Source organism: Gardnerella sp. DNF00747 (assembly GCF_049262675.1).
Classification (GTDB): Bacteria; Actinomycetota; Actinomycetes; order Actinomycetales; family Bifidobacteriaceae; genus Bifidobacterium; species Bifidobacterium swidsinskii.
Window position 1 is genome coordinate 1,058,808 of sequence record NZ_CP058394.1, and the last position, 12,509, is coordinate 1,071,316.

A 12,509-nucleotide genomic window follows, 5' to 3' on the forward strand; every position below is an offset into this window, starting at 1 on the left:
GGTATGAACACCTTTACTCTAATCGCACCACCGGAATTTATTATTACAACGCTACTTTCATAAGTTTTGCAGCTAACGATGGTCCAACCCAAGCAATAAGTTCAACCCCCGAATCTACATATTCTGCTTTTTCAACTACACCATTTTCACGAACTTTTGATAATAATCCACCAAACTCGTACGGCAAAGTTACATCTACACGAACACGAGGAGACGGTAACAATTCTTCTAAACGATTGCGCAATATTTGCAAATTTTCGCCACTAAATGCAGAAACAATAACGGCATCAGGATAAAGAGAAGAAAAACGTTCTCGCGCAGCATCACTCATCATGTCTGATTTATTTAATGCCATAATTTGAGGTATATCTCCTACACCAGAAATATTGGCGAGAACTTCGTTTACTGCATTAATTTGCGAAATAGGATCTGGATGCGAACCGTCAACTACATGCAAAATAACATCTGCTTGTCCAACTTCTTCCAAAGTGGATTTAAATGCTTCAACTAGTTGAGTTGGAAGTCTGCGAACAAAACCAACAGTATCTACCAAAGTATAGCTTCTACCATCTTGAGTTTGAGAACGACGTACTGCAGTATCAAGAGTTGCAAACAGTGCATTTTCTACTAATTCTTGTGAACCAGTAAGGCGATTTATAATAGACGACTTGCCAGCATTCGTATATCCAACAACAGCTACAGTTGGAATATCTCGTCGTCTACGAGAACCACGTTTTACATCGCGCGCAGGTGCCATATTCGCAATATCGTGACGAAGTTTAGAAATACGATTGCGAATAGCTCGACGATCCATTTCGATTTTAGTTTCGCCAGGACCTCTAGAACCAATACCAGCATCTCCTGCAGCTCTACCACCAGCCTGCCTAGAAAGAGCAGCACCCCAGCCTCTTAACCTAGGTAGCATATATTGCAATTGAGCAAGCTCAACTTGAGCTTTACCTTCACGGCTTGTAGCGTGCTGAGCAAAAATATCCAAAATAACAGCAGTGCGATCGACAACCTTAACTTTGGTTGCATCTTCTAAAGCTCTACGCTGGCTAGGAGGTAAATCATCATCAACAATAATCGTATCCGCATCATGCTGAGCAACTACTGCTGCAAGCTCACGCGCTTTACCTGAACCAACATAAGTTGCAGCATCCGGCCTATATCTTTGTTGCAACATGCCATCGCAAACAACAGCACCAGCAGTCTGTGCCAACGCTGCAAGCTCACGCAACGATTCTTCAGCTTGAGCAAGAGTTCCTTTTGCGCTAGACCACACTCCTACCAGCACAACGCGCTCAAGACGAAGCTTTCTATACTCAACTTCGGTAACATCTTGTAATTCGCCAAGACCAGCTACTCGCTTTAAAGCATTACGAGATTCACGCTCCTGCCAAACTTCATCATGCTTTTCACTGTCAGAAGTAGTGTCTAGAAGCACATCCGAATGAGCATAAAGCACTGCATTATTGGTGAGATTATGCTCATTCATATTATTAGAATCATTTTCGAGGGAGGAAAAATCGTTTGAATTAAGCACATCATCTCGCCCGGATGCCACATTACTATCCGCCAACTGTCCCTCCTCTATTTCATTGTAAATAGCGTTTTACAACGTTTGTCTTATTATGGTAACTTGAGACGACAATATATGAACACAACATATATGTATGATATGTAAATAAAGATACAATAGAAAAAAGTATATTAATAAATCTAAATTTATAGGCGAAATACGGTATTTTTGAGCGAGATCATGGACAGTCATCAACAATTTAAACAATACGATAAAACCAAATCACCAAAATCAGAAAAAACGCAAAAAATCAGTGGCGAACAATACTTTTCTGCAACACCATCATCTTGCGATGAGCGAAGAACGTTACATGTAACTTTGAGAAATCATGAAACTGTTGTACAAGTTTCAAACGGAGTATTTAGTGCTTCTAAGCTTGATCTAGGCACGTCTGTGCTACTAAAACATGCTCCAAAACCACCGGAAAATGGCAAATTCCTTGATATTGGATGCGGATGGGGGCCTATCAGCATTGCAATGGGCTTAGAATCTCCAGAAGCTGAGATTGTAGCTGTAGATGTAAATGAGCGCGCGCTAGAGCTTACTGAGCTAAACGCAAAAAACGCTGGCTTAAAGCATATTCGCACTTCTTTAGTAGATGACGCTTTAAAAGAAAATAATACTTTGGAATTTAATAATTTTGATCTCATATGGTCCAATCCCCCAATTCGCGTTGGAAAAGAAATGCTGCACGACATTTTGATGACTTGGATTCCGCGTTTAAAAGTAGGAGGAGCAGCTTACTTAGTTGTGCAAAAAAATCTTGGCTCAGACTCACTTATTCCTTGGCTTGCTGAAAATCTTGGCGAAAACTACATAGTTGAAAAATATGCAAGTTCTAAAGGATACCGAATTATAGAAGTAATAAAAACGAAATAATAAAACGTACTAATACTAAAGAAGTACTAAAAAGCAAAAATCTACGAAAAGAAATATACACTATGAAATTCGACTACCCTGCTGAGCTTCCTATTTGCGCAGCACACGACGAAATAATAGAAGCAATTAAGTCTTCACAAGTCGTGATTGTTTCCGGACAGACTGGCTCCGGTAAAACTACGCAAATCCCAAAAATGGTGCTTGAGCTTGGAAGAGGCGGAAGAGGTAAGCAAATCGTGCACACTCAGCCTCGCCGTTTAGCTGCACGCACTGTTGCTGAGCGAATCGCAAACGAAATGGAAGTAAAACTAGGCGAAGAAATCGGCTATCAAGTGCGATTTACCGACGAAAGTTCACCTAAAACAAAGCTTCGAATTGTTACTGACGGTATTTTACTTGCGCAAATTCAGCGAGATCCTCTTCTTACTAAATACGACACGATTATTATTGACGAAGCTCACGAACGCAGTCTTAACATTGACTTTTTGCTAGGATATTTAACGACTTTACTTCCGCAAAGACGCGATTTGAAGCTGATTATTACTTCAGCAACAATAGATTCTGCAAAATTCCGTGAACATTTTGAGCAAGCTTTACACACAAAAGTTCCTGTTATTGAAGTTTCTGGACGCACTTACCCTGTGCGAGTTCTTTATGAACCACTTGGATCCGCTCCTTCACTTATGCAACACGTCCCCGGCTTTGCAGACATAACAATGGATGAGGAAACTGTTGCAGAAAGCCAATCTAACGAAAGCAATCGAGACGATATTACAGATGAAGATATGACATCTGCAGTAACTCGCGCATGTGCTCAATTAGTGATTCATTCAAACCACGAGCAAGGCGCGCGCGACATTATGGTTTTCGCTTCTGGCGAGCGCGATATTCGAGAGTTTGAAGCAGGATTACGCTCATATTTTGGCACTCGAGCAAGTGATATGAAGCGAGCTGATGCTATTGAAATAGTGCCGCTTTTTGCGCGTCTTTCTGCAAAAGATCAGCATCGAGTATTTGAACATCACTCTCATCAACGCATTGTTATTGCTACGAACGTTGCTGAAACTTCGCTTACTGTTCCTGGGATTCGATACGTTGTCGATCCTGGTTTTGCGAGAATTAGCAGATATTCTAAGTCTGCAAAAGTGCAAAGGCTTCCTATAGAGCCGATTTCTCAAGCGAGCGCAGATCAGCGTTCTGGACGATGCGGACGAATCGCGGACGGAATTGCTATTAGACTTTACTCGCGCGAAGATTACGAAACTCGACCTCGTTTTACCGATCCTGAGATTCTGCGCACTTCGCTTGGAGCAGTAGTATTACACATGCTTTCAGTAGGCGTTGCTAAAACTGGCGAAGATATTACGAATTTCGGTTTTATTGACCCTCCTGATATGAAAGCAGTAAGCGACGGCTTTAATGAGCTTAACGAGCTTGGCGCAATAAGCAGAAAATCAGGTTTCATTACTTTAACTCATATTGGACGCGAGCTTTCGAAATTGCCGATTGACATTCGTTTAGGACGCATGATTATTGAAGCGGCGCGTAAAACAACTCCGAATACTCTTGCAGCTGTGCTGGTAATTGTTGCGTTTTTGAGTTTGCAAGATCCTCGCGAGCGCCCTGAAGAACAGCGTGAAGAAGCGGATAGACTTCATAATCGTTATGCGGATGAAACAAGCGATTTCTTAACTGCTTTAAATATTTGGGATTATATTTTCCAAGCAGACGGAAATATGAGCAATAATGCTCTTCGCAAACTTTCTAAAGCGGAATTCTTCCACTTTTTGCGTTTAAAACAGTGGAAAGATTTAGTTAATCAACTTCAAGACTTATGTAAAGAGTTGCATTATAAAGTTGGCGAGCCTATTCCATCTAAAAGAGTATCTTTGGAAATTCGTCAGCTTCCTAATAATCAACAGGCTGCTCACAGCTTGTGCTGCTCTTGGGATTCGCAAGGAATACACTCGTCGATGCTTGCAGGATTGCTTTCTATGTTGGGAATGCAAGTAGTGCGTGAACCAAAAGCTTCAGATTTTGCTAATTTGCATGGATCAGCAAAAATTCGAGCTATGAAACGCGCTCAAAAAATGGCTAAAAACGACTATCAAGGCGCACGCGGAGGAAGATTCGCAATATTCCCAGCTTCATCTGTTTCGAAAACAACTCCTTCATGGGTTATGTGTACGCAATTAGTTGAAACATCTAGACTTTGGGCAAGATATTGCGCACAAGTCGATCCTGCGTGGGCTGAGCCTCTTGCTAAAAATCTTACTAGAATCACGTATTCTGACGCTCATTGGAGTGCTTCTAAAGGTGCTGCTGTAGCAAAATCTAAAGTATTACTATACGGATTGCCTATTGTTCAAGATCGCACAGTTCAATGGACTAGAGTTAATCCTTACGAAGCTCGAATGATTATGATTCGTCAAGGCTTAGTTGAAGCAGATGTGCAACAGCGTTTTGCACACGATGAGTTTATTTTAAATAATCACAATGTGCTTGAAGATGCAGATAATCAAGCAAATCGCACTCGTCAAATAAGCGAAACTGTAAACGACGAAGATTTATTTACTTTTTACGACACTCGCATTCCTCAAGAAGCAACTACTATTGCAGCTCTTGCAAAATGGTGGAAAGATAACCGCGAAGAAAATCCACACAAGTTAGACTTTAATCCCGATGAAGTTGAACGTTTACAAACTACGCAAAGTACTGATTTAGCTGACTATCCTGACCATTGGGATACAGTTGGTACAGATGGTCAGATTATAAGGTTGCGTTTAAGTTATGTGTATGATCCAGCTAATCCTTTGGACGGCGTAACTGTACATGTGCCGCTTTACGTACTTTCGCGCTTAACTCCTGAAGAATTTACTTGGAATGTTCCAGGTTTATTAGATGAGCTTATTATTGGCATGATTAAATCTTTGCCTAAAGCTCTACGAGTACAGTTTGTTCCAGCTCCTGATACTGCTCAAAAAATTCGCTCTTGGATTGACGAACATTACGACGAGCTTCCTGGGACTGGAGAAACAGAAAGCAATATAAAAAGCGAATGGCAAGATTTTAGAGAAGTTTTCACTAAAGCTGCAATTTGTGTAATTGGAGCGCAAATACATCCTGAAGTTTTCGACGACGAGCAAATAAGCAGACTCTCACCATACTTGCGCATGACGTTTAGTGTTGAAGAGAGAAAAGCTAACGAAAGTCGCAATAAACCTGCAGGTCGTAACAAATACTCTAATCGCGTAAAACCTACAATTCTTGGAACAGATAAGTCATTAATTGCATTGCAACAACGCTTTGCAAAAGAAGCTCAAGAATCTGCGCGAGCGGTTGTAAATCGTAAAGCAAGTAAAGCAGCTCAAGCTGGAAACGTTGTAGAAAGAGCTGATTTATTGCACAAATCAGGCGCTACAAATCTTTCGCGCGCGCAAATGGTATGGCAGGGTGCGCTAAACATGTTGCATTTAGACAATAAGCGTATTACTTCTCGCTGGCTTGGCGCTGAATCTTTAATGCTCGCATCTGCACCTTATTCAACTTCTAACGCTTTAGCAGAAGACTTGCAAATGGCTGCAGTAAAACGACTAATTGCGAACACAGATAATATTACTGACGACAATTTATTACGCGAAACTGTTGCCAACATTTCCGAAATATACGAGGATACGGTATACGATGTAGCTCACGATGTGATTGCTATATTAAAGCGTGATGCGGAAGTTAGTAAAGCTGTTTCTGGCAAAGCAGATTTGCCTTTGCTTTCAGTGTTGCAATCAATCCGCGAACACACTGCAAGTCTTGTATACGAAGGGTTTATTGCCAAAACTCCATCTGATTCTCTGCCTCGTATTGAACGCTACTTGCATGCAGACGTGATTCGTCTTACTAAAGCTAAGGCAGACAAAAACCGTGACGTACGTTGGGCTTGGCAGGCAGATGAAGCACATAAGCTTGTAGTAAAAGCTCAAGAAGACGCTCAGAAAATCCCATCAGGACCAGCACATGACGAGTCACAAATAATCGCTGAGAAATTACGTTGGATGTGCGAAGAATTCTATGTATCTCTTTGGGCGCAAGAATTGGGAACTGCATATCCGATTAGCATACAACGCATGCGAAAGATGATTAACGGAAGGTGAAAGCTGTTTCGCATATATGCATATATTTTTTCTTAGCGCTTGCAATGTTGTAAACAATATTGCTCATAACGTTGCAAACAAACTTTATTTGCACAGTTGCTAAGCTATTGCCAATTATAATTCTATTGCTTTTGCTTTTACTATTATTTTGGTCTTATTCTTGATCTTCGTTTACTTCAATTGCATTGCTTTCTTTAGTAATAAAGTTTCTGAATATAAATACGATAATTCCTAATAATGCAACAGCAGCACACATAAGAGATATGTTTGCAAATCCAGACGAAATACCAGAAGCACCCGTTATAGAATTTCCACTCAGCATGTTTTTATCTAATATTCCGTCAAAAATTACTACACCAACAGAAGCAGAAACACTAATAGCTAAATCATTCATTCCGCACCCTCTTCCAGATTCTTCAACTGGAAGAGACGAAAGAATTGTTGAGGCCAGTGGAGAATACACCATTCCACAACCTGCATAATAAACGCATGCACATAAAGCTATAGCTAAGAATCCAGAATTTATTAATACTGCAATACCAATCCATCCGCAAAGTATAAACATTATTGCTAATAATAAACCTGTTTTTCTTCCTATACGACTAATTATTAAGCCTGAGCATGAACCGAATATTGCAGCAACAATAAAAGCCCAAACTAAATAAGAAGCTATTTGTGAAGTAGTCATGTTATACAAAGTTTTTCCAACTCTATTGAACAGTGGGCTTATGCAATAATTTGTGAAGTATATTATGCCCATCAAAATTATGCCAGAAAGCCAACGAATATTTTTAAAGAAAGCTGGTGTAACAAACGGCTCTTTAGCTTTACTAATGTAAATACCAAAAATTATAAACAATATAATTGCTGAAATAAGCATCAACAAGTTTCTGTATGAAATGAACAATGTAAGAGATGCAACAGCAAATCCAAAGACTGTAAAACCAACAACATCAATTTTTTTACCATTGCCGTTTTTTGTTGGTAAATAATGCAATAATGCCGGCAATATTAGAATAGTTAATGCTGGAATTAAGAATAAATATTGCCAAGCAATAGAGCTTAACAATCCCGCTGAAAACACTCCAATACATGCAGAAAGCTGGTACGATGCTGTAAATAATCCGAAGAAGATAACTTTCAAATCATTTCGCAAATATTTTGTTGCAATTACTAAGAATGATGAACCTGCTACTTGTTCACCAGTTGTTTGCATAATACGAGCAGCAATAACTGTCCACAAATTTGGCTCAAAACAAGAATTAGCTACAAATCCAAAAACTGAGCCTATAAACAAAGATGTTAATCCAATAGTTACTAGCTTTTTTAATGACACAAAGTCGCCTAAAGAACCGTAAATAAAGCATACAATTCCTAAAATAATGCCAGGTAAACCAGTTATAAGAGGCGCTTGATCAACAGCTTTCACATCTATACCAACTTGTTTATAAACAAGGTTGAAACCTTGCAAGCACAAGGTGCTAATAATATATGTAATAAGCAGTAGTATTAACGCACGAACAGCAACCTTATCGCGCTTTTCTGGGTCATCATAAGGATCCACAGAAGAACAATCAAATCGTTTAGTCCCAATCATCACCGTCTTACTCCCCTACAACAGCCTAATAATTCCAAATATTTATGCAGAAAACTACTGCAAATAAATCAATCTGCCCTAACAATCTAAAGTTAATCGCAACAAATTCTTCGCGCGTAGCTACTCAATCGGATAATTCTACAGTTTGATAGTTACAATCAACAATAAAAGTTAGGAACAATTTTAAAAAATAATCACAATAATAAAATGATTCGCATATCACTTATAATGTAACAAGCTAAGTAGGAGGAAACATGGTGCAGAGAAGAAAGAAACATGATTCTATTCATGTCAACCTAAATAGTGAACATAATAGTGGTGCTCATCACAATAAAAACAACAGTTCATTAAAGCATAAGTTTTACTCCAATAAAATTTTACGAAACATTATTATTGCTGTCATAGGCATTGCTATTATCATTCCTGTTGTTCAGTGGATACGTTGGGAACAGACTGTTTCTAATCTTCGCAACAAACAAGAACAACTTGTGTCACGCTTCGATTTTAATCCAGGCAATATTATTTCTGATTCTCAATTTTTTGACGATAACGCAATGAGTAAAGACGAAGTACGCAATTTTATACGCAAAAAAGGAGCAAAATGCACTGGTAAAAATTGCTTAAAAAATGCGTACTTTAATACTCACACTATTCCTGCCGATTCACTATGTTCAAAGTATCAAAGTGTAAGCAAAGAATCTTCTGCAGACATAATATACAAATCAGCAAAAGCATGTCATATCAGTCAACGAGTATTACTTACCATGCTGCAAAAAGAACAACATCTTGTAACAGACACTGATCCTAGCGATTTCCAATACGAATCAGCTATGGGATTAGATTGTCCAGATGATTCTCATTGCAACCCACGTTTTGCAGGATTCTTTAAACAAGTAATTGGTTCCGCAAGAAGATATAGATATTATCTTCTTCATAACGATCAATATAACTACCACCCTAACACGATTAACACAATTCAATATTCGCCAAATAAATCATGCGGATCTAGCAATGTTTATATCGAAAATAAGGCTACTGCATTACTTTATATCTATACTCCTTATCAGCCAAATATAGAATCGTTAAAAGCTGGATACGGCGAAGGAAATTCGTGCTCAGCATATGGAAATCGCAATTTTTCATTGATTTACTCTGCTTGGTTCGGAGATCCTCGCAAATAATATTCGTTAGATCGACATAGGAATACAATCTCGGTGTATAAGCTTCGAGGTATACTTCAATGTCTAATTTTTGGCACAATTGGTTAAAGATTACAAATTAACTGCTTCTATATTTAACAAAAACAACAAAGACTCACTTACTACAGATTTAATTTTTAATGCGAAAGTTAAAGATGATTTTGTTTTAGGCAGAGAATCATGGTGGAAAGAAGTATTAAAAAAGTAAGGATTTTGGCTATAACGCTAATTAATTTAAATAATCATTAAAAATAAGCCTCACCAATACAATATCAAAAGATTAGTATTCAGCGCATGAAAAAACTATGTTAGCGTAAAAACTATATTAGTTTAAAAATGCGCGGCATAAGACTACAAAAAAGTGGTCACTATCCACGCAGCCAAAGATGACTGCAAGATAGTGACCACTAACATATTGAGTAAATAATAATTACTCTTTAACCATAAGGCTACGAGCAATGTAAACTACTAAGCCGATAAAGGCTACAATAGCGCCCATCATAAGCAAGTTAGAATAGCCTGCACTTAAGCCTTGGATTCCAGCAAAAGAGAATCCTTTTAGCAAGTTTCCACCAAAGAATCCGCTGAAAATGGAAATACCGATTGATGCTGTAACATTCATAACTAAATCGTTCATACCGCATCCACGACCCGATTCTTCAACAGGCAATGCGCTAAGAACCGTTGAAACGATTGGCGAATACATAAGTCCGCAACCAGCGTAGTAAACGCATGCGCACAAAGTTAGAACAAGGAATCCGCAATTGATGAATACAGCAGCTCCAACCCATCCAAGAATCATAAGAACAGCAGCTGTAATAATACCAGCTTTACGTCCAATGAAACCGATAATTGCTCCAGAGCATGTTCCAAACACTGCTGCCACAACAAATGCCCATACAAGGTAGGAAGAAACTGCCTCAGTGCTCATATGATACAAAACTCCACCAATAACATTGTAAATTGGAGGCATGCAATAGTTAGTAAAGTAGAAGATGAATATTAAGACAATGCCCGAAAGCCAACGCTTATTCTTAAAGAATGCAGGGGTTACAAACGGGTTCTTTGCCTTCATAATATAACCAGCAAACACAACAAACAGCACGATAGATCCAAGTAGCAATCCCCATGCCTTGTACGAGAAGAACAAAGTCAGCAATGCAACAGCAATACCAAACACTGTAAAGCCAAGCTTATCTATCTTCCCACCAATACCGTTCTTTGTAGGCAAGCACTTAACAAGAACTGGCAAGAACAGAATAGTAATTGCAGGAATCAAGAACAAATACTGCCAAGCAATAGAGCTAAGAGCACCAGCAGCAAAAACGCCAATAGAAGCAGAAAGCTGATAAGCAGCAGTAAAGAGTCCAAAGAAAATTACCTTAAGATCGTTGCGCAAATACTTAGTTGCAATAACAAGGAAGGAAGAACCTGCTACCTGCTCGCCAGCTGTTTGTAAAATACGCGCAATAATAACAGTCCACAAGTTTGGAGTGAAGAAGAAGTTTGCAATAAAACCAAACAACGATCCAACAAACAGTGTCACAAGTCCGATTGTTATGAGTCTACGAAGCGACACAAAGTCACCCAAAGAACCGTAAATAAAGCACACAATGCCTAAAACAATAATTGGCAAACTCGTAATAAGAGAAGCCTGATTAGGAGCACCAACAGCTTTACCAATCTGATCGAATACCAGATTAAATCCTTGCAAACACAATGTTCCAAGAATAAAGGTTATAAGAAGTAAAATTAGCGAGTAAATCGCCACTTTGTCGCGGGTTTTTGGATCCTCGTATGGGTCTACCGCGCTAGATTTTGCAATCTCAGTCATAATAATCCAATCAATTAATATTTTTAGTTTCTACATTGGTAAATAAGGCACGTCGTATATTGCGGAAAATATTGCGATTTACGGCGTGTCGAACAACAAAAAGCGGAGTTAAAACGGAATTAAAAAACGCGTAAAATCCACACTCAGCCAGCGATTTTTGCCAAGCCAGAAATGCGCGTCATAAACTCGTTCAAGAATCGTGGAACATCAACACCAACAGCAACTTGCATTGTTTTAACAGGGTCATTCAAGCGCGTAACATCACCAATTGTGCGTCCACGAGTTGGGCCTTCAACATCTACCTGCATGTTGATTGGTAGAGTTGTAGCAAGCGTTGGATCCACAGCTACCGCTACTGCCAAAGGATCATGCAAGCCGCATCCGCCAAGGTGCGGAGCCGTAGTCTCATATGCCTTAATGTAAAAATCGGTCATATCTGCAAGGAACTTGCCAGCCTTTGTGCCAAGGTCACGCCACTGCTTTGTCTCCTTGTAAGTAAGCAAAGTCTGTAATGTAACATCCAAGCCAACCATTGTTACTGGAGCGCCAGAGCGGAAGAGTACATCTGCAGCATCTGGATCTTGAGATATATTCGCCTCAGTCCAAGCGTTTACGTTTCCATGAATGGTAAGCGCGCCGCCCATAAGAACAATCTTGCCAATCTCATCTTTGATTTCTGGAGCCTTCTTCAATGCAGCAGCAATATTTGTCATAGGACCAGTTGGAACATAAATAAGATCCTTGCCATAAGTCTTAACTGCATCAATTATGAAATCAACAGCTGGCTCAGACTCAGCTTCACGCTTTGAATCTGGAATAACAACATCGCCAATACCATTGTCACCGTGAATGAATGCAGAAATAGGCAGAACTTCAAACGAATCTTTCTTGCTCGCATGCGGCAAACCACGATACACTTTAACTTCTGGATGTCCAAATAAATCTGTTATAGCAAGAGCATTACGAACGCCCTGTTCCATTAAAACGTTGCCATACGTACCAGTAATACCGATCAGCTCAACCTCAGGGCTACCAAGAGCATAAGAAATTGCTAAGGTATCATCAACACCAGTATCCAAATCAAGAATAAGCTTCTTCATGTGAACTACCTTTCTGATTACAAACTCGCTACATCAACAGTGATGCAGTAAGCCATTCTGTTTATTTCTAAGTTGCAACAAACTAGTAGGCGTCAACCTCATCGTTTTATGCTTCACAACTCAAGAATTCTATCTCTCTATAATTCAAAATCAACCCTTATAAACATATG

The 12,509-nt window shown here is 39.3% G+C and carries 7 protein-coding genes; 3 read left to right on the forward strand and 4 right to left on the reverse strand.

Features of this window, described 5'->3' with window-relative positions:
• Positions 1 to 43: 43 nt before the first annotated feature.
• Positions 44 to 1,498 carry a GTPase HflX gene (gene hflX / locus HXT32_RS04065; protein WP_100066741.1) on the reverse strand — a complete coding sequence of 485 codons (1,455 nt, stop codon included), beginning with the start codon at positions 1,496 to 1,498 and terminating at the stop codon, positions 44 to 46.
• A gap of 264 nt (positions 1,499 to 1,762) precedes the next feature.
• Here hflX and HXT32_RS04070 point away from each other — a divergent pair, with 264 nt between their 5' ends.
• Complete coding sequence (locus HXT32_RS04070) at positions 1,763 to 2,461, forward strand: class I SAM-dependent methyltransferase (RefSeq protein ID WP_004110795.1); 699 nt, start codon at positions 1,763 to 1,765, stop codon at positions 2,459 to 2,461.
• A gap of 62 nt (positions 2,462 to 2,523) precedes the next feature.
• On the forward strand, positions 2,524 to 6,609 hold the full coding sequence (hrpA, locus tag HXT32_RS04075; protein ID WP_422118905.1) for an ATP-dependent RNA helicase HrpA: 4,086 nt from the start codon (positions 2,524 to 2,526) through the stop codon (positions 6,607 to 6,609).
• A 154-nt stretch (positions 6,610 to 6,763) separates the two neighbouring features.
• Here hrpA and HXT32_RS04080 read toward each other — a convergent pair whose 3' ends face one another.
• Entirely contained in the window at positions 6,764 to 8,206 is a 1,443-nt protein-coding gene (locus tag HXT32_RS04080; RefSeq protein ID WP_076002777.1) for an MFS transporter, read from the reverse strand.
• 254 nt (positions 8,207 to 8,460) lie between these two features.
• On the opposite strand from HXT32_RS04080, the gene HXT32_RS04085 reads away from it, so the two are divergent.
• A complete protein-coding gene (locus tag HXT32_RS04085; RefSeq protein WP_004110800.1) occupies positions 8,461 to 9,387 on the forward strand; it encodes a hypothetical protein in 927 nt (308 codons plus the stop codon).
• Between the two features lie 448 nt (positions 9,388 to 9,835).
• On the opposite strand, the gene HXT32_RS04090 is transcribed toward HXT32_RS04085, so the two are convergent.
• Together HXT32_RS04090 and HXT32_RS04095 are read right to left on the reverse strand one after the other, a co-directional pair.
• Positions 9,836 to 11,239, reverse strand: coding sequence for an MFS transporter (locus HXT32_RS04090; protein WP_116440586.1), 1,404 nt, complete (start codon positions 11,237 to 11,239; stop codon positions 9,836 to 9,838).
• Between the two features lie 143 nt (positions 11,240 to 11,382).
• Positions 11,383 to 12,339 carry a nucleoside hydrolase gene (locus HXT32_RS04095; RefSeq protein ID WP_285089479.1) on the reverse strand — a complete coding sequence of 319 codons (957 nt, stop codon included), beginning with the start codon at positions 12,337 to 12,339 and terminating at the stop codon, positions 11,383 to 11,385.
• Between the last annotated feature and the right edge of the window lie 170 nt (positions 12,340 to 12,509).